This is a genomic window from Pseudomonas sp. dw_612, from assembly GCF_018449725.1.
Classification (GTDB): domain Bacteria; phylum Pseudomonadota; class Gammaproteobacteria; order Pseudomonadales; family Pseudomonadaceae; genus Aquipseudomonas.
This window is the reverse complement of sequence record NZ_JAAVVC010000006.1, coordinates 311,289-330,579: the sequence shown is the minus strand read 5'-3', so window position 1 is coordinate 330,579 and position 19,291 is coordinate 311,289. Positions and strand designations below refer to the sequence as shown.

Here is a 19,291-nt window from a genome sequence, read left to right as displayed (position 1 = left end):
ATTCCGAATGATAGTTACCTTTGCCTCATTCGATTCGTGCGATACAGCCTCGCCGAGCATCATCCGTCCATTCTCAATACATTGGCGGATGCATCCATGGAACAGTCACTCAAACATTTGCGCTTCCCGTTGGCCTTGTTGGCCGTTCTGGTGATGAGCGCTTGCGGCAAGGCTCCTGAGACCGCCGCCACCATGCCCGCGGCCAAGGTCAGCGTGGCGAAGGTGCTGGAGCAACCTGTCAACGAGTGGGACGAATTCACCGGGCGCCTCGAAGCGCCAGAAACCGTAGAAATTCGTCCACGGGTCTCCGGTCAGATCGATGAAGTGGCTTTCACTGAAGGCGCATTGGTCAAGAAAGGCGACGTGCTGTTCCAGATCGACCCACGCCCATTCCAGGCAGAAGTCCGCCGCCTCGAAGCACTGGTCGCGCAGTCCCGCGCCAACGCTACCCGCAGCGAAAACGAAGCCCAGCGCGGCGAACGCCTGCGCACCAGCAACGCGATCTCCGCCGAACTGGCCGATTCGCGCACCAGCGCTTCCCAAGAAGCTCGCGCTGCCGTCGGTGCCCTCCAGGCTCAACTGGACCTCGCCAAACTGAACCTGAGCTTCACCCGCGTCACTTCGCCGATCAGCGGCCGCGTCAGCCGTGCGGAAATCACCGCCGGTAACCTCGTCACCGCCGATACCACCGCGCTCACCAGCGTCGTGTCCACCGACAAGGTCTACGCCTACTTCGACGCCGACGAGCGTGTATTCCTCAAATACACCCAACTCGCCCGTCAAGGTAAACGCGGCGCTACCACCCCGGTGTACCTCGGCCTGTCCAACGAAGACGGCAACCCGCACCAGGGCGTGATGAACTTCGTCGACAACCAGGTTAACCCGAAGACCGGCACCATTCGCGGTCGTGCGGTGTTCGACAACGCTGACGGCCAGTACACCCCCGGTCTGTATGCACGTCTGAAACTGGTCGGCAGCGGCACCTACTCTGCCGTGTTGATCAACGACGAAGCGGTCGGTACCGACCTGGGTAAAAAGTTCGTGCTGGTAATGGATGCCGACAACAAAACGGTATACCGCTCGGTCGAGCTGGGTCCGAAGATCGAAGGCTTGCGTATCGTGCGCAGCGGCCTGAACAAGGACGACACGGTCATCGTCAAGGGTCTGCAACGGGTTCGTCCTGGTTCGCCGGTCACCCCTGAAGTGATCCCGATGGCCACCAAGGAAACCCTCGCCGCTCTGGCTCAACAACGACAAGCGCTGGAAGCCAGCAACCTGCCCCAAGTCGCACCTGCCAAGGTCGCGCCGGGTGCAGTTGTGAAACTGGCTGCTGCGACCCCACGCGGTTAAGGGATCTCAACAATGAATTTTTCCCAATTCTTCATTTCACGGCCGATCTTTGCAGCGGTACTTTCGCTGCTGATCCTGATCGCCGGCGCCATCTCGCTGTTCCAGTTGCCGATCAGCGAATACCCGGAAGTGGTTCCACCGACCGTTGTGGTCCGCGCCAACTTCCCGGGTGCCAACCCTAAAGTCATCGGCGAAACCGTGGCCGCTCCACTGGAGCAAGCCATTACCGGCGTCGAGAACATGCTGTACATGTCCTCGCAGTCCACCGCTGACGGCAAGATCACCCTGACCATCACCTTCGCCCTGGGTACCGACCTGGACAACGCGCAGGTGCAGGTGCAGAACCGTGTAACCCGGACCGAGCCGAAGCTTCCAGAAGAAGTGACGCGCATTGGTATCACCGTGGACAAGGCCTCTCCGGACCTGACCATGGTGGTCCACTTGACCTCGCCGGACAAACGCTACGACATGCTCTACCTGTCCAACTACGCCTTGCTCAACATCAAGGATGAGCTGGCGCGTCTGGGCGGTGTCGGTGATGTGCAACTGTTCGGTATGGGCGACTACTCGCTGCGGGTGTGGCTCGATCCAAACAAGACTGCTTCGCGCAACCTGACCGCGACCGATGTGGTCAACGCCATTCGCGAGCAAAACCGTCAGGTCGCTGCCGGTGCCTTGGGCGCGCCTCCTGCGCCAAATGCCACCAGCTTCCAGTTGTCGGTCAACACTCAAGGGCGTCTGGTCTCTGAAGAAGAGTTCGAGAACATCATCATTCGCTCCGGCGACAACGGTGAAATCACTCGCCTCAAAGACATCGCTCGCGTCGAACTGGGTTCCAGCCAATACGCCTTGCGTTCGTTGCTGAACAACCAGCCTGCTGTAGCGATCCCGATCTTCCAGCGTCCAGGCTCCAACGCGATCCAAATCTCCAACGAAGTTCGCGACAAGATGGCTGAACTGAAGAAGAGCTTCCCGGAAGGCATGGACTTCAGCATCGTCTATGACCCGACTATCTTCGTGCGCGGCTCCATCGAGGCGGTGGTTCACACCCTCTTCGAAGCGCTGATTCTCGTGGTTCTGGTAGTGATCCTGTTCCTGCAAACCTGGCGCGCCTCGATCATTCCGTTGGTGGCGGTGCCGGTTTCGTTGATCGGTACGTTTGCGGTGATGCACCTGTTCGGCTTCTCGCTGAACGCCCTGTCGCTGTTCGGCCTGGTATTGGCCATCGGTATCGTGGTGGACGACGCCATCGTGGTGGTGGAGAACGTCGAGCGAAACATCGAGCTTGGGCTGACGCCGGTCGAAGCGACCAAGCGTGCGATGCGTGAAGTAACCGGCCCGATCATCGCCACGGCGCTAGTGCTGTGTGCGGTGTTTATCCCGGCGGCATTCATCTCCGGATTGACCGGGCAGTTCTATAAACAGTTCGCCTTGACCATCGCGATTTCGACCGTGATCTCTGCCTTCAACTCGCTGACCCTGTCGCCAGCGCTGGCCGCGGTGTTGCTCAAGAGCCACGACGCGCCGAAAGACCGTTTCTCCAAGGTGCTGGACAAGATCTTCGGTGGCTGGTTGTTCCGTCCTTTCAACCGCTTCTTTGAAAAGGCCAGTCATGGCTATGTCGGCACCGTTGGCCGGGTTATCCGCAGCAGCGGTATCGCCCTGTTCTTGTACGCTGGCCTGATGGTGCTGACCTTCTTCGGTTTCGCCAACACCCCGACCGGTTTCGTACCCGGCCAGGACAAGCAATACCTGGTGGCTTTCGCGCAATTGCCGGACGCCTCGAGCCTGGACCGTACCGAAGACGTGATCAAACGCATGTCCGACCTGGCCCTGAAACAGCCTGGCGTGGACAGTGCGGTGGCCTTCCCGGGCCTGTCGATCAACGGCTTCACCAACAGCCCGAACGCCGGCATCGTGTTCGTGACCCTGAAACCGTTCGACGAGCGTAAAGACCCGAGCATGTCCGCCGGTGCGATTGCCGGCGCCTTGAACGGTAAGTTCGCCGGCATCGAAGAAGCCTACATGGCGATCTTCCCGCCGCCGCCGGTACAAGGCCTGGGCACCATCGGTGGTTTCCGCCTGCAAATCGAAGACCGGGGCAACCTGGGCTACGACGAGCTGTACAAAGAAACCATGAACATCATTACCAAAAGCCACAACGTGCCGGAACTGGCCGCCCTGTTCACCAGCTACACCGTGAACGTGCCGCAGGTCGATGCCGCTATCGACCGTGAAAAAGCCAAGACCCACGGCGTGGCCGTCAGCGACATCTTCGACACCCTGCAAATTTACCTGGGTTCGCTGTATGCCAACGACTTCAACCGCTTCGGTCGCACCTATCAGGTCAACGTTCAGGCCGAGCAACAGTTCCGCCTCGAACCGGACCAGATCGGTCAGCTGAAAGTGCGTAACAACAAGGGCGAGATGATCCCGCTGGCGACCTTCATCAAGGTCAGCGACACCTCGGGGCCGGACCGCGTCATGCACTACAACGGCTTCATCACTGCTGAAATCAACGGTGCGGCAGCCCCGGGCTACAGCTCCGGCCAGGCCCAGATCGCCATCGAGAAACTGCTGAAGGATGAACTTCCGAACGGCATGACCTACGAGTGGACCGACCTGACCTACCAGCAGATTCTGTCCGGCAACACCGCGCTGTTCGTGTTCCCGCTCTGCGTACTGCTGGCGTTCCTGGTGCTCGCGGCACAATACGAAAGCTGGAGCCTGCCACTGGCGGTGATCCTGATCGTACCGATGACCCTGCTGTCGGCCATTACCGGTGTGATTGCTTCCGGAGGCGACAACAACATCTTCACCCAGATCGGCTTGATCGTACTGGTGGGGCTTGCCTGTAAGAACGCGATTCTGATCGTCGAGTTTGCCAAGGATAAACAGCAGGAAGGCCTCGGCCCCCTGGCGGCGGTTCTCGAAGCTTGCCGTCTGCGTCTGCGGCCGATCCTGATGACCTCCTTCGCGTTCATCATGGGTGTTGTGCCACTGGTGTTCTCCAGCGGTGCCGGTGCCGAAATGCGTCATGCCATGGGTGTGGCGGTGTTCTCCGGAATGCTCGGGGTGACCTTCTTCGGTCTGTTGCTGACGCCAGTGTTCTACGTATTGATTCGTAACTTTGTGGAGCGCGGTGAAGCGCGCAAAGCGGCCAAGGCCCTGAAACTGGAGTCGCAACAATGAGCCTGAAAGCCTTCCTGCCGAGCTTGCTGGTATTGGCGCTGAGCGCCTGTGCCGTCGGCCCGGACTATAAAACCCCAACCACGGAGGCGGCCAACATTACAGCCGCCACCGATGGCGCCAACGGTCAGAAGAACTATGACCGCTCGCGTTTCGAAGGCATCTGGTGGCAACAGTTTGAAGACCCGACCCTCAACCAGTTGGTGATGCAATCCCTGCAAGGCAACCGTGATTTGCGCGTCGCCTTCGCTCGCTGGAAAGCCGCGCGAGCGATTCGCGATGACGCCAGCAACGACGCGATGCCGACCATCACCAGCCGGGCCAGCAGTGATCTGGCCAAGGGCCAAATCCCTGGCCAGACCACCAAACGGGTCAATAGCGAACGCTATGACCTGGGCCTGGACATGGCGTGGGAACTGGACCTTTTCGGTCGTATCCAGCGCAATCTGGAATCGTCCGACGCCGAGCAACAAGCGGCTGAAGCAGACCTGTATCAACTGCAAGTCAGCATGATTGCCGAGCTGGTGGATGCCTACGGTCAACTGCGCGGTGCGCAACTGCGGGAAAAGATTGCCCTGGCCAACCTGAACAACCAACAGGAATCGAGCAAGATCACGGTCAGCCTGCGTGATGCCGGCGTCGGCGATCAGCTTGATGTGGTCCGCGCCGATGCGCGCCTGGCGTCAGTCGAAGCCAGCGTGCCGCAACTGCAAGCGGAACAGGTACGGCAGAAAAACCGTATTGCCACCCTGCTGGGTGAACGTCCGGACAAACTGACCGTCGACTTGAGCCCGAAAGATTTGCCCGCCATCGCCAAGGCCTTGCCGATCGGTGATCCGGGTGAACTGCTGCAACGTCGTCCGGACATCCTCAGCGCCGAACGCAAACTGGCTTCCGCCACTGCCCGTATCGGCGTGGCCAAGGCTGATTTGTTCCCGCGGGTCAGCCTCAGCGGCTTCCTCGGCTTCACCGCCGGGCGTGGTTCGCAGATCGGTTCCTCGGCAGCCAATGCCTGGGCGTTGGGTCCAAGCATCACGTGGGCAGCGTTTGACCTGGGCAGCGTCCGCGCCCGTTTGCGCGGTGCCGACGCCGAAGCCGAAGGCGCCCTGGCGACTTACGAGCAACAAGTGCTGCTGGCCCTCGAGGAATCGGAAAATGCTTTCAGCGACTACGGCAAGCGTCAGCAACGCCTGATTTCGCTGATTCGTCAGAGCGAATCGAGCCGCGCCGCTGCTGATCTGGCGGAAATTCGCTACCGCGAAGGCACGGCGGACTTCCTCGTCCTGCTCGATGCCCAGCGTGAACGCCTGGCAGCCGAAGATTCCCAGGCCCAGGCCGAAGTGGATCTGTATCGCGGCATCGTCGCGATCTACAAGGCCCTCGGTGGCGGTTGGCAGCCGGAGACGGTCGCCAGCAAGTAAGTTATTAAAGAGCTCCTTTGGTTGGCCGCAACCAACCAAATTTTTTGGCCCCGCGTCTCATTCGGTCGCGGGGCTTTTTTTGCCTGCAGAAAATACTGTCTCCTGTAGGAGCAAAGCTTGCTCGCTAAGGCGGTGTGTCAGCCAACATCAGCATTGCCTGACAAACCGCCTTAGCGAGGAAGCTTTGCTCCTAAAAGGTTTAGCGGTGTTCCTCAGATTTATGGGTTTCCATGACGGTCACGGTCGCCGTGGTCCCGGCGCGCAGCCGATTCTTGGCGGCATAGTCCGCATCAATCTGGATTCGAACCGGTACCCGTTGCGCCAGTTTGACCCACGTATAACTGGGGTTGATGCTGGCCAGCAAACGACCGCCGGGGGCGTTTTCCCGGTCGGCAATGGCGAAGGCAATGCTTTGCACCGTGCCGCCGAAGGTTTCGCCGCTCATCAACTCGATCCGCACGCGGTCGCCCTCCTCGATTCTCGGCAGTTTGGTTTCCTCGAAATATCCGCTGACGTAGAACGAGTCGCTGTCTACCAGCGCCAACAACGCACCACCGGCCGTGGCGTAATCGCCCTGGCGGGTCAGCAGGTTGGTGACATAGCCGCTGACCGGAGCCTCGACCCGGGTGCGCTGTAAATCGAGTTCAGCCTGGGTCAACGCCGCAATAGCCAGTTGCACATTGGCCTGGGCCAGCCCGAGGTTGGCCTGGTTACGCAACAATTCGGCCTGGGCCACCGCCACTTCGGTACTGGATTTTTCCCATTCCTCACCGGAAATCGCGAACCCCAGTTTTAACTTGCGCCGCCGTTGCTCCTCGCTCTGACGCTGCTTGAGCAAGGCTTCGCTGGAAACAATCGAGGCCTGGGATTGGCCGAGGGTCGCTTTCGACACCTCGACAGAACGCTTGGCTCGTTCCACCGCCAGGCTGTAGCGCGCCGGATCGATCTCCAGCAATAACTGGCCTTTCTCTACATGCTGATTGTCCTGCACACCTAAAGTGACGATGCGCCCCGCGACGTCGGCGGACAACGTCACCACATCCGCACGCACCCGGGCATCCCGGGTCCAGGGTGCGCGGGTGTAATGCTCCCAGGCGAACCAGCCAAGGATGAAAGCCAGCAACACCACGGCAACCGTTGCGAGTCGGGCAAGGTTCTTCTTCAAGGCATCAGGCTCCCATGACCAGGATCAGCGTGGCGCAAACACAGGCATACAACGCCCCTTCGAACAACGCCTCATGCCAGACGAAGCGCAACACACCCAAACGCCTCAGAAGCCAGTCCAGCAGCAAAAAAATCGGCAAGGCCAGCAACAGGGCCTGGGCAATCGGTGGCAAGTAGACCCCACCTACTTCCAGATCAATGGGCAAGGGCCGGTACTCCTTCTGTGTCGGCGGATTGAAAGTAGTCGCGGTAACGCTGCAGGAACGACACCACGATCAGCAGCGCCACGCGCATCCGGAACACCGACCACAAGTGCTCGTGAACATCCACATGCAAGTCATCCATTTCATCGCCCAGGGTTCGCAGATTGGCGAGCAATCGCTCAAGGTCAATCCCGGGACGTCCGGCAATCAACCTTCCTGTTTCACGGACTGTGCCCACTAAGCGGTTCTGTTGATCGGTACTGAGCAAGGTGTTGCTTTGCCCCTGTTGCCTGAGCTGATTCAACGCAACCCCCAGCGCCATGCAGCCGAGGCTGACTTCGAACAGCTCGCTAGAACGCCGGTCCTCAATCGCCGGCAGCAAGCCGAGCATCATGGTCAGGCGATCAACCATGCGGCTTTCAAAGGCGAATTGCTGCTCATCGGTAGGCGCCGTCTTCATCAAGGCGTAGACCTGCTCGCAGTTTTCATTGAACAACCGACGCATCCGCAACACAGGGCGGAACGGGAAGATCAGCGCGTAGACACTCAACGCCAGGACGGTGGCGCAGGTGTAAGCGCCGGCAAACTCGAACCACTGGATCGCACTGTTCTGGCCAATACCCACGTTTTGCGGCCCCAACAGCAGAAACGTCGAAAGCCCAAGTCCAATGGCGGTCCCGGTGGTAGGTGGGGTGGTCAGTCCGACTGCCACGGCGTACAGCAGAGGCGCCAACAGTAACGCGAGCAACTCGAAGTTACTGATCATTGGAAACAGCAGAAATAGATAGAACGCCGAGGCCACCAGTGCCAACCCCAACCCCCTCGCATAACTCTGGGCCGCCAGCAGCGGTCGCGGAAACGTCGCCATCAGCGAACAGAGAATGCCCACCAGCACCATTGCGCCACGGGCGCCATCCCAGCCCGTCTCGATCCAGATCAGGCCCGCAACCACCAGGGCAGTAAAGGCGCGAATGGCATTCATCGCCGCCAGGGTGAAGTCCAGGTGCAGCGGATTTTCCTGCCCGCGAAACACGCAACTCGCTTCGCGCCCATCCTGTATCGCGTCGCTCAGCTCCAGAATCTGCTCCAGTTGCTGCAACATCCGCGCTTGCTCCCAACGCAGCGCCCAGGCCAGCGAGCGTAAGGTAGCGGTCATGGTTTCTGTGAGTTGTTCGGCTTTATAGGCCTGGTTGTCGAACTGTTGTTGCAATGCGAGGAAATGCTGGCGAGCCTCGAGTGATAACGAGCGCCCCTGCACCGCCAGCTCATCGAGAAAGGCCAGCTCCTCGGCGCGCAACGCCTGTATGTCCAGGGGCAACGCGCCTTGCCAGCGCTCGGCCAGCAACTCTCGCTGATGACGCAACGCCGTCAGCCGCGAAGTCAGCAGCACCAGTTGATTGCCCAGCAACTGCACCAGGCCATTGGCACTGCGCAGCCGTGGCGCGTCGAAGTACAAATGCCTGCGCAACCCTTCAAGCGCGCTGATCTCGCCCAGCAGTTGCATCTGTCGGCGATGGAAATCGGCTTCGCTTTCTTCGGTACGAATGACGGCGGCCGCGTGCGTCGCCAGCAACTTGATCACGTGATCGACCTTGGCGAAATAATTGCGAGCCACCGTCTCGGGCCGCGCCGTCAGCAGGCTGACCACGCACACGCAGGCAACCGCCAACAATGTTTCCGTGACCCGGGTGACGGCCAACAAAAACGTGCCGTCCTGATCCGGCACCGCCAGCAAGGCGACGACCACCGCCGTGTAGCCGCTGAGCACAAACGCCTGGGAGCTGGTGTAACGCAACAAGGTGCCGCCAGCCGTACACAGCGCCAGCCACAAGGCCAGGGTGATGATGAATGGCAATGGCGCCTGGGGGAAAATCGCCATGATCAGCACCGCGACCACCGCCCCCAGGGTCGTGCCGATCACCTGGCCGAAACTTCGGGCCAGGGCCATGCCACCCAGCGGCTGGCTGACGATGACCACGGCCATGATCGACCACTTGGGTTGGTCGAGGTCGAACAGAAACGCCAGGTACAAGGTCAGCAGCCCGGCCGCGATGGTTCTCAGGGCAAACAGCAATGCCCCTTGGCCGGGGTTGAGCAGCATCTTGAAGTAGTGAAGCAGCGGTTGCATGGTCGCACTCATCGGGTCATCTCAAGCAAGCGTAGTCACTGCTTCAGGACCTCGACAGGTTTCAAAGTCGACAGGCGTCGTAGGCAAATTCGATGATGAGTCAGACGTTTCCGATAGACGCGCTCGATAACCCCGTCAGCCATAGCAATTGGACAGAAACGCACGAGGCCCCTAGGCTTCAATCGCTGCGAAAGCGTCTCTCAATAAAGCCTTACCCATGATCGTGCGTCCCAAGCCGAACCTGATCGGCATCCTGTTTTCACTCAAAGGCTCGATTGCCAAGCGCATTGCCTTGCGCAGCCTGTTGGTGACCCTGCTCGCCTCGGTGATTGTGCTGGTGGAAACCTGGCACCCGGCGTACTTCTCCAAGGTCAACGCCACGCCCTTCACGCTGTTGGGTTTGTCGCTGTCGATCTTCATGAGCTTTCGCAACAACGCCTGTTACGACCGTTGGTGGGAGGGTCGCAAGCAATTGGGGCAGTTGATCATCGAGGTGCGCTCGCTGATCCGCCAGACCCAGGGCTTGATGGACGCCGACGAACGCGAGCTGCTGCTACGTGAACTCTGCGGTTTCGCCCACGGCCTGATCGCTCGGCTGCGCTTTGAAAGTGAACGGCAAGCCGTCGCGCCCTGGACCCACGACCCCATCGATCATCAACACCCGAACATCCCCGATGCCTTGTTGCAACGCATTGGCGCCCGTTGCTCGGAGCTCGCCGAAGTCGGGCGGATCAGCGAATGGCGCTACACCCAACTGGAGGCCCGGCTGGTCAGCCTGAGCCAGGTCCAGGCCAGTTGCGAGCGAATCAAAAGCACGCCGCTGCCCTTCCCTTACACCTTGCTGCTGCACCGCACCATTTACCTGTTTTGCATCTTGTTGCCGTTCGCCATGGCCGAACCACTGGGTTGGCTGACGCCGGTGTTCACCGCCATCGTCAGTTACACTTTTTTCGGCCTCGACGAGATCGGCGACGACCTCGAAGACCCGTTCGGCTTCGATGAAAACGATTTACCGTGTAACGCGATATTGCGCACCCTGGAGCGCGAAGTACTGGCCGCGTTGGGGCAAACCGATTTGCCGCCGGCCCTGGAACCCATCGAGTACGTTTTGAACTGAGCCAGGGTTTGACTCGAAGCCGCGCCTGACCGAAGCTGACGCCTTTGCAAAAGCTCGCCAGCTCCCGGATTCCTGCATGCCTCAGTCCCGCCGCTACCTGCTTATCAGCCTCTGCGTCCTGCTTGCCATTGCCCTCGCCTGGTTTTTCCTGCGCAGTTCCACACCCGTGGTGCCGGAGGCGATCAAACGCGGCTACAGCGAAGCGCTGACCCAGGCGCGTGCCGGTCAACCGGGGGCGGCGCGGGTTCTCTACCAGCAATTGGGCCGACCCGATATATCGGCCAAACGTCGCATCTGGCTGCTCGCCGAACTGCCGAACTACCCCAGCTCACAAGCCTTGAAACTGGCCGGCGCCGATTTGCAAAACACATCGGTGGATGTCCGCATGGCGGCGATCAAAAGCGTTGTCGGCCTGGTCCCCAGCGGCCAGCGCAGTCTGTTGCTGGGACCGTTGCTGGATGACAGCGAACAGACTGTGCGCTTTGCTGCGGTCAACGCGCTGCTGGGGTTATCGCCGGATGACCTGGGCTTGTATTTCGGGCCATTGCAGCAGGCCATCGATGCCTGGGAGCAGGTCCTCAAGAACGAACCCGAAAGCGCTGACACGCATTACCAACTGGCGCGGTTGCACCTGCACAACGCCGAGTTGAAAGAGGCGCAACTGGCGCTGGAGCGCACCTTGCAGCTCGAACCCGGCAATCTGCCGGCACTGGTCATGCAGATCGAAGTACTCGACAAGCAAGGGCAAAGCGATGCCGCGCGCCAACTGCTGGCCAAACAGCTAAAGGCCCAACCGGATTCCGCCTATCTGCAACATGCCCTCGGGCTCTGGCTGCTGCACCACGGGCAGAGTGAGTTTGCCGTGCTTGGCCTCTCGAAAGCGGTTGAGCTGGAACCGGACAACAAGGAATACCGCTACGACCTGGCCACCACGCTGCACAGCGAGGAAGAGCTGGAAGCCGCGCAGAAACAGTTGCAGGAAATCGTCCAGCGCCACCCTGCCGACCGCAAGGCACGGGTGTTGCTGATCAATTACTGGACGGAAAGCGGACAGTTGCAAAACGTGCAGATTCTACTGGCGCAACTGGAGCAAATGAACCCGGATGATCCAGCGCTGCAGCAAGGTCTTTAACCGGTCACCACCATTCCCCCTGTAGGAGCAAGGCTTGCCCGCGATGGCGCCCGCGAGATCGCCTTCGCGAGCAAGCCTTGCTCCTACAAAAACGATGGCACTGAGGTGCCGTTGGTTCCGGCCAAAATAGGTTGAACCGTCGTCTCGGCCAAGGGTCAAGAGAAACAGGCAGTCAATTCAGGCACTTCAGGCCTGCTGCCTCGCTTCCCCTAGTCATGAGAGGGCATTTTTTGTCTACGTCTAACGAGTTGTTCAGTGCAAAAGCCGCCACCGGCATCGAAGGTCTGGATGACATCCTGGCCGGTGGATTGTCCCGCGGACATGTGTTTCTGCTGGAGGGTGAGCCGGGAACCGGTAAAACCACCGTCGCGTTGCATTTTCTCCTTGCCGGCGCCCGAGCCGGCGAGCGCTCGTTGTACATCACCCTGTCAGAAACCGAACGTGAACTGCGCCAGGGCGCGTTGTCCCACGGTTGGGAGCTGGATGAGAACATCCACATCTTTGAGCTGACGCCCCCGGAAAGCCTGCTTAACGCCGAGCACCAGCAAAGCCTGCTGTACTCCTCGGACCTGGAGCTGGGCGAAGCGACCAAGCAGATCTTCGAAGTGGTCGAACGAGTCAAGCCGACCCGCGTGGTCCTCGACAGTCTGTCCGAAATCCGACTTTTGGCCCAAAGCTCACTGCGCTATCGTCGGCAGATTCTGGCGATCAAGCATTACTTCGTGCGCTATGACGCCACGGTCGTGCTGCTCGACGACCTGACCACCGAATCCCTCGACAAAACCGTCCACAGCGTTGCGCACGGGGTGATTCGCCTCGAAGAGCTGACCCCCAACTACGGCGCCGAACGCCGACGTATCCGCGTCGTTAAATACCGCGGCCAGAAATACCGTGGCGGTTTCCATGACTTCACCATCATGGGCGACGGTATCCACGTGTTCCCGCGCCTGGTCGCGGCCGAACACCGTGGCGGCTACGTTCGCCAGCAATTGACCAGTGGCATCCGCGAGATGGACGCCCTGCTCGGCGGCGGCATCGAGACCGGTTCCAGCACGTTGATCCTCGGCCCGGCCGGTACCGGCAAGTCGCTGATCTCGATGATCTTCGCCGCAGCAGCCGTCGCCCGTGGTGAGAAAGCGGCGCTGTTTATCTTCGACGAAGAACTGGGATTGCTGTTCGAGCGCATGAAAAACATGGGCATCGACCTCAAGGCGCTGCAAGACACCGGCAACCTGCTGATCGAGCAAGTAGACGCGGCTGAACTGTCCCCTGGCGAGTTTTCCCACCGGGTTCGCCGCTGCGTTGATGAGCGCAACATCAAGACCGTGGTCATCGACAGCATCAACGGCTATCAGGCCGCGATGCCCGAGGAAAACGCCCTGGTGCTGCACATGCATGAATTACTGCTGTACCTCAATCGCCGGGGCGCCGCGACGTTCATGACCGTCGCCCAGCACGGGTTGGTCGGAGACATGCAAGCGCCAGTGGACATCACCTACCTGGCCGACACCGTTATTTTGCTGCGCTACTTCGAAGCCCTGGGCAAGGTGCGCCGAGCCATTTCGATCATCAAGAAACGCACCGGCAGCCATGAATCAACCATCCGCGAATACCGCATCAGCGGCCAGGGCATGACCATCGGCGAACCGCTGGACGCGTTCCAGGGTGTCTTGCGCGGCGTGCCGACCTACCTGGGCGCAAGCAACCCGCTGCTCAAGGATGACGGTCAATGACTTCGCTGGCAGCGACCTCCGAGCGCGCGATCATCCTCGCGCCGCTGGGGCGCGACAGCCAGATTGCGCTGATGATGCTTAACGAAGCGGGTTACGACGGCATCATCAGCAGTGATTTGCCGGGATTGTGCAGTGAGCTGGAGCACGGCGCCGGTTTGCTACTGATCTCATCCGAAGCCTTGCTTGGCGGAGATATCGAGCCGCTGCTGTGCCTCATAGAACAGCAACCGGCCTGGTCGGACTTGCCGATTGTGCTGATGACATACCACGGCGGCCCGGAACAGAACCCTGCGTCGCGATTGGGCCCGCAACTGGGCAACGTCACGTTTCTGGAGCGCCCGTTTCACCCGGTGACGCTGATCAGCCTGGTGACCACCGCATTGCGCGGTCGCCGACGACAGTACGAAGCCCGGGACCGGCTGATCGACCTGAGCCAAAGCGAACTGCGGCTGCAAACAACCCTGGAAACCCTCGAGCAACAAGTCGAGGAGCGCACCGCCCAGCTGCGCAATAACGAAGAAGCGCTGCGCCAATCGCAGAAAATGGAGGCCGTCGGCCAATTGACCGGCGGTATCGCCCACGACTTCAACAACATGCTGACCGGGATTATCGGCAGCCTGGAATTGCTGCGCCGACGGCTGGCCCGTGGCCGTACCGAAGACCTCGACAGCCTGATTGATCTGGGCGTCACGTCGGCCAACCGCGCGGCTGGCCTGACCCACCGATTGTTGGCGTTCTCCCGCCGCCAGTCGCTGGACTCCAAACCGGTGGTGATGAACACCCTGGTCACGTCCATGGGCGAACTGCTGGAACGCAGCATCAACGAAAGCATTCAGCTGGACATGCAGTTGAGCGAGCAACTGTGGGTGGCCGAGGCTGACCCCAATCAACTGGAAAGTGCCCTGCTCAACCTGGTGCTCAACGCCCGCGACGCCATGCCCGACGGCGGCAAACTGGTGGTGAAAACCTTCAACCAGCATTTGGACACCGGTTTCACCGAGGCCCATGGCAACCTCCAGCCCGGGGATTACGTGGTGCTGAGCGTCACCGACAGCGGCTGTGGCATGCCGCAAAGCACCATCACCCGGGCGTTTGATCCGTTCTTCACCACCAAACCTATCGGCCAGGGCACCGGGCTCGGATTGTCGATGATTTACGGTTTCAGCAAACAGTCCCGTGGCCACGTGACGATTCAGAGTGAAGTCGACAACGGCACCACCGTTAACCTGTACCTGCCACGATACCTCGGTAACCTGGCGCAGGATCCTCTCGTGGATATCCAGCAAGCACCTTTCGCCCAGGACGGTGAAACCGTGCTGATCGTCGAGGATGATCCGGCGGTTCGGGTATTGGTCAGCGCGGTGTTGAGCGAGTTGGGTTATGCCTTTGTCGAGGCCGGGGATGCCGACAGTGCGGTGCCGATCCTCGATTCCGCCCAGCGCATCGATCTGCTGATCAGCGACGTTGGCCTGCCAGGCATGAACGGCCGGCAGTTGGCGGAAATCGGCCGCCAGTACCGGCCGGATCTCAAGGTGTTGTTCATTACGGGGTATGCCGAGCACGCAGCGGTGCGCGGAGGCTTCCTCGACCCGGGGATGCAGATGATCACCAAGCCGTTTACCTTCGATCTGCTGACCGCAAAGGTGCGGGAGATGATCCGCCAGTAACCAGGCCTGATGCTGCGTTGCAGCCGAGCTTAAGCCTCGATTTCGGGCCTGTCACCTGTCAACTCTGACAGCTATTCATCCTGTTTTTTCTTGGATTTAATCCCTTCTCAAGTGCATGAGGCGCCCGCTCCAAGGCCCCTGCGCTTGCCTGCCCCAGGCAGGATTAATCGCAAGGGACGACACTCATGAAAAAGTTGACCGCATTGCTGCTATTGATTTTTCTCGCAAGCTGCCAGGTTCACGAACAACAAGCCCCTCCCACTCAAAGGGGTCCCGGCAATGCAATCGCGAGTGGCGCCGAGGTTGCCGCCAACTTGACCCGGCGTTACAACGACACACGCATCAATTGCGGCAGGCCGTCGATGCCAGCGTTCCTCTGCCGTGGGGTGATAATGAGGTCTACAGTGCCCTCGACCGCTTATAAGGCCTGGAACCCCAGCCCACACTCCCAGACCAGCGGTGGCGTGTCGTTTTCATACCTGAGCAAAGACGCCAAATTCAACGGACTGGTGTTTGGACAGAAGAATGGTTATCTCTTTTACCCGATCCTCGATAGCCCGAGCGGCATACGGCACATTGAAGTACTTTGTGCGTTTCCGATTGATGGCGGGACTACGTTGCGCGATAAACCCGGTTGTGGCGCTCACCCGTATGAGCCGGTGGGGAGTCGTCGCTGCCAGACCGTCGGAACGACCACCGCCGAGCAATGGGTACAACGCTGGAACCAGTACGAACGGGCATATTACATGTGCAGCTTCGACGTCAGAGACGCGATGGACAATCTGGGTGCCGACTCGTTTTATCAAAGCATCCGGGCCCATCAGATGGCTAACTTCTTTGCCGGGCCCCATGACTACATCGAACTGATCCTGGCCACTTGGCCACAAAACATCCCCAAAGAGCTGCCCATCGAAGCATTCTTCTATCTCGAAGGGGGCTTGGCGGGTGCGCAATTTGACCAGAATGACTTCTACAACTCCACCGGTGGCATCGTGAAGCCGATTATACGGATCATTCTGCCCACCACACCGACGGCCGATGCACAGTTTTTGTTTAACCCGGCAGACCAGGTGAAATAGTAGTGTCTGGACTGAGTCTACGGAGCGTCGGCACCCACCGACGCCCGCTCAGGACAACATCTCCTGCATCAATTCCTGCAATACATCCAGATCAAACGGCTTGCCCAGGATCGGCGCCTTGCGCGTGATCGGGCTGTCAGTCTCGCGGATTTCCTGCGGATAACCGCTGATGAAAATAACCTTGAGCTCCGGTCGCAGCTTGACCGCGGGCTCGGCAATCTGCACGCCGGAAATCCCGCCAGGCAGACGAAAGTCGGTGATCATCATGTCCAGGTGCGGTTTGCTTGCCAGGATTTCGAAGGCCTGCTCGCCGTTTTCGGCCTGCAATACGCGATAACCCTCGCCCGACAGATAGGCAGACAACACCATCAAAATCGAGGGATCGTCCTCGACAATGAGTACTACATCTTGCGCATCTTCACTCATGGGAAGCCTTTGTTCGGTCAATAGCTGCTGATACGACCGTGGGGTCGTCCAGAGGTTGCGTTTGCCTGGCTGCTTTCCTACAACGGCAGACAAACGCGAAATAAGGCGCCTTCGTTGATTCTGCTCTCGACGACGATGGATCCGCCATGGGCGGCGACAATTTGCTCGGAAATAAACAGACCCAGCCCAAGCCCCGCGACCACGGTCTTGGCTGAAACCCGTTCGAACTGTTGGAAAATACGCTTCTGGTTCTCTTCACTGATACCGATGCCACGGTCCTGGACCTCTACGTAGGCCTGGCTTCCATGACTGTACACCCGCACATCAATCGTGCCTTTGCCGCCATAGCGCAAGGCGTTGGTCAGCAGGTTGGAGATCACCTGCTCGATGCGGAACTCATCCCACTGGCCTTCCACGGGCGCGTCGGCGGTAAAGGTCACCGCGGACTCGGCTGCATCGAATTGTGGCGCGAAGTTTTGCAGCAGGTTAGCCACCAGTTTCACCAGATCGAACCGGTTCGGGCGGATCGACAGTTTACCGGTGCGAATGCGCGACACATCCAGCATGTCCTCGATCAGGCGGATCAGGCTTTTGATCTGGCGTTCATCACGCTCGACCATGGCATGCATCTTGTCCAGCGTGAACGCCGCCGCGTTGTCCCGGGCCAGGTGCATCTTGCGCAATTGGGTTTCGAGGATCAGGCCATTGAGTGGCGTGCGCACTTCATGGGCAACGATCGACATGAAGTCATCGCGCATCCTCACCGCTTGCTCCAGTTCGCCCTGGGTGTTCTGCAATTGTTTGAGCAACGCTTCCTGTTCGCGACGGCCCTGCTCCAGCGCTTCAACCTGTTGCTTGATCGCGTTGCTCTGGCGATAGAGTTCGACGAACACATTGACCTTGCTCTTGACCGCGTGGATATCCAGCGGCTTGTGCAAGAAGTCCACGGCGCCGCTTTCGTAGCCTTTGAACGCGTAGTTCAACTCACGACCGGCGGCACTGACGAAGACGATCGGGATGTTCTTGGTCTTTTCGGTGCCGCGCATCAGTTCGGCCAGTTCGAAGCCGTTCATGCCCGGCATCTGCACGTCTAGAATGGCCATGGCGAATTCGTGCTGCAGCAACAGCGACAAGGCTTCGTCGGCCGACAGCGCCTTGTAGACCATGCGATCTTCACGCTTGATCAGCGCCTCAAGGGCCAGCAGGTTTTCCGGCAGATCGTCGACGATCAGCAGTTTGGCTTGGATGGTACTTAGCATGCTATTCGTTCCAGCTCGACAAGCAGACGGCCGATGCCGCGTATAGAGAGAATGTGGTCAGGTTGGTGCAAGTCCAGCGCCGCCTGGGGCATGGTCGCGACCTGAGCCTCTTCCGGGTCTTGCACCACGGTCAGGCCGCCACGGTACTTGACCTGGGCCATGCCCTTGGCGCCATCGCGGTTGGCGCCGGTCAGCAACACGGCAGCCAGCGCCGGCCCGTAGGCGTCAGCGGCGGATTCGAACAGGTAATCGATGGCGGGCCGCGAATAGTGCACGCGATCTTCCAGGCTCAACGAGAAACTGCGGTCCTGCTCCACCGAAAGGTGATAGCCCGGCGCCGCGAAATACAGAGTTCCGGCCTCGACCAGCGTCTTGTCGACGGCCTCCAGCACCGGCAGCGCAACCCGCCGCGCGAACACTTCAGCCAATTGGCTACGGCGTTCGTCAGGCAGATGCAGCACCACGATGATCGGCAGCATAAAACCTTCGCGCAGCGGGCTGAGAATACTCAGCAGCGCCTCTACGCCACCGGCCGAAGCGCCGATCACGATAGCCTCTACGGTCGGCAAACCGGCTTCACTGTTCATGATTTGCGGTAGATCCGTTCTTGTTTGACCAAAGGCTCGAATTGTTTGCCGAATGCCGAAAAATCCGGGGTTTCCTTACTGCCCAACACCAGGAAACCACGATGACACAGGGACTCATGAAACAAACCAAAGGCACGATCCTGAAGCTTTTTATTAAAGTAAATCAACACATTACGGCATGAAATCAATTGAGTTTCCGAGAACACGCTGTCCGTCGCCAGGCTGTGGTCGGCAAAGGTCACGTTCTCGCACAAGGTCTTGTCGAAAATCGCGTAACCATAAGCCGCTGTGTAGTAGTCGGCAAACGAGCGCTGACCACCGGCCTGCTGATAATTGGAAGTGTAGGCGCGGACATTCTCCATGGAGAAAATCCCTTGCTTGGCCTTGTCCAGCGAACGCGGGTTGATGTCGGTAGCGTAGATGATCGTGCGGTCGAGCAAACCTTCTTCACGCAACAGGATCGCCATCGAATATACCTCTTCGCCGGTGCTGCACCCGGCGATCCAGATCTTGATCGACGGATAAGTCTTGAGCAGCGGCACCACTTCCTGGCGGATCGCCAGGAAATGCGAAGGATCACGGAACATCTCGCTGACCGGAATCGTCAGCAATTGCAGCAACTGCATGAACGCGGTCGGGTCGTGCAGGACCTTTTCCTGCAACGCCGAGATGGTCGAGCATTCGAACTGACTCAGCGCGTGCCCCACCCGGCGCTTGATGGAGGCGCCGGAATAGTCGCGAAAGTCATAGCTGTACTTGAGGTAGATCGCCTCGATCAGCAGCCGCAGTTCGATTTCGGTATTCTTTTCCACTAAGAGCTTTCCACTAGGAGCGTT

At 59.5% G+C, this 19,291-nt stretch carries 15 protein-coding genes; 8 read left to right on the top strand and 7 right to left on the bottom strand.

From position 1 onward, the window contains the following. Positions 1 to 96: 96 nt before the first annotated feature. Genes mexE through HB680_RS12775 form a run of 3 tightly spaced genes read left to right on the top strand, consistent with a single transcriptional unit; the run spans position 97 to position 5,960 of the window. Positions 97 to 1,350: a multidrug efflux RND transporter periplasmic adaptor subunit MexE gene (gene mexE / locus HB680_RS12785; RefSeq protein WP_213938977.1), complete on the top strand. Its 1,254-nt coding sequence runs from the start codon at positions 97 to 99 to the stop codon at positions 1,348 to 1,350. A 12-nt stretch (positions 1,351 to 1,362) separates the two neighbouring features. Further along, positions 1,363 to 4,542: an efflux RND transporter permease subunit gene (locus tag HB680_RS12780; protein WP_213938976.1), complete on the top strand. Its 3,180-nt coding sequence runs from the start codon at positions 1,363 to 1,365 to the stop codon at positions 4,540 to 4,542. Beyond that, positions 4,539 to 5,960 carry an efflux transporter outer membrane subunit gene (locus HB680_RS12775; protein WP_213938975.1) on the top strand — a complete coding sequence of 474 codons (1,422 nt, stop codon included), beginning with the start codon at positions 4,539 to 4,541 and terminating at the stop codon, positions 5,958 to 5,960. The genes HB680_RS12780 and HB680_RS12775 overlap by 4 nt, the downstream gene beginning before the upstream one ends. Positions 5,961 to 6,159: 199 nt before the next feature. On the opposite strand, the gene HB680_RS12770 is transcribed toward HB680_RS12775, so the two are convergent. From HB680_RS12770 to HB680_RS12760, 3 genes are read right to left on the bottom strand one after another with little or no spacing between them, the layout of a single operon-like run. After that, a complete protein-coding gene (locus HB680_RS12770) occupies positions 6,160 to 7,125 on the bottom strand; it encodes an HlyD family secretion protein (RefSeq protein WP_213938974.1) in 966 nt (321 codons plus the stop codon). A gap of 4 nt (positions 7,126 to 7,129) precedes the next feature. Next, positions 7,130 to 7,330: a DUF1656 domain-containing protein gene (locus HB680_RS12765; protein ID WP_054046186.1), complete on the bottom strand. Its 201-nt coding sequence runs from the start codon at positions 7,328 to 7,330 to the stop codon at positions 7,130 to 7,132. Continuing rightward, complete coding sequence (locus HB680_RS12760; RefSeq protein ID WP_213938973.1) at positions 7,320 to 9,467, bottom strand: FUSC family protein; 2,148 nt, start codon at positions 9,465 to 9,467, stop codon at positions 7,320 to 7,322. The genes HB680_RS12765 and HB680_RS12760 overlap by 11 nt, the downstream gene beginning before the upstream one ends. A 205-nt stretch (positions 9,468 to 9,672) precedes the next feature. Here HB680_RS12760 and HB680_RS12755 point away from each other — a divergent pair, with 205 nt between their 5' ends. From HB680_RS12755 to HB680_RS12735, 5 genes are all read left to right on the top strand, one after another. Continuing rightward, positions 9,673 to 10,572 carry a bestrophin family protein gene (locus HB680_RS12755; RefSeq protein WP_213938972.1) on the top strand — a complete coding sequence of 300 codons (900 nt, stop codon included), beginning with the start codon at positions 9,673 to 9,675 and terminating at the stop codon, positions 10,570 to 10,572. Between the two features lie 76 nt (positions 10,573 to 10,648). Continuing rightward, positions 10,649 to 11,704: a tetratricopeptide repeat protein gene (locus HB680_RS12750; protein WP_213938971.1), complete on the top strand. Its 1,056-nt coding sequence runs from the start codon at positions 10,649 to 10,651 to the stop codon at positions 11,702 to 11,704. A gap of 230 nt (positions 11,705 to 11,934) precedes the next feature. Next, positions 11,935 to 13,437 (top strand): ATPase domain-containing protein, encoded by a 1,503-nt coding sequence (locus HB680_RS12745; protein WP_213938970.1) that lies wholly within the window; start codon positions 11,935 to 11,937, stop codon positions 13,435 to 13,437. Then, positions 13,434 to 15,104 (top strand): response regulator, encoded by a 1,671-nt coding sequence (locus HB680_RS12740; protein ID WP_213938969.1) that lies wholly within the window; start codon positions 13,434 to 13,436, stop codon positions 15,102 to 15,104. Before HB680_RS12745 ends, HB680_RS12740 begins: the two co-directional genes overlap by 4 nt. Positions 15,105 to 15,289: 185 nt before the next feature. After that, entirely contained in the window at positions 15,290 to 16,183 is an 894-nt protein-coding gene (locus HB680_RS12735; protein WP_213938968.1) for a halovibrin HvnA, read from the top strand. Between the two features lie 48 nt (positions 16,184 to 16,231). On the opposite strand, the gene HB680_RS12730 is transcribed toward HB680_RS12735, so the two are convergent. The 4 genes from HB680_RS12730 to HB680_RS12715 all read right to left on the bottom strand — a co-directional run bounded on the left by HB680_RS12730 (position 16,232) and on the right by HB680_RS12715 (position 19,267). Next, positions 16,232 to 16,609, bottom strand: a complete 378-nt coding sequence (locus HB680_RS12730) for a response regulator (RefSeq protein WP_059405185.1) — start codon at positions 16,607 to 16,609, stop codon at positions 16,232 to 16,234. A 77-nt stretch (positions 16,610 to 16,686) separates the two neighbouring features. Beyond that, positions 16,687 to 17,868 carry a hybrid sensor histidine kinase/response regulator gene (locus tag HB680_RS12725; RefSeq protein ID WP_213938967.1) on the bottom strand — a complete coding sequence of 394 codons (1,182 nt, stop codon included), beginning with the start codon at positions 17,866 to 17,868 and terminating at the stop codon, positions 16,687 to 16,689. Further along, the gene (locus HB680_RS12720; protein ID WP_213938966.1) at positions 17,862 to 18,455 is read right to left on the bottom strand and encodes a chemotaxis protein CheB; all 594 of its coding nucleotides are present in this window, start codon (positions 18,453 to 18,455) and stop codon (positions 17,862 to 17,864) included. Before HB680_RS12720 ends, HB680_RS12725 begins: the two co-directional genes overlap by 7 nt. Beyond that, positions 18,452 to 19,267 (bottom strand): protein-glutamate O-methyltransferase CheR, encoded by an 816-nt coding sequence (locus HB680_RS12715; RefSeq protein WP_213938965.1) that lies wholly within the window; start codon positions 19,265 to 19,267, stop codon positions 18,452 to 18,454. Before HB680_RS12715 ends, HB680_RS12720 begins: the two co-directional genes overlap by 4 nt. Between the last annotated feature and the right edge of the window lie 24 nt (positions 19,268 to 19,291).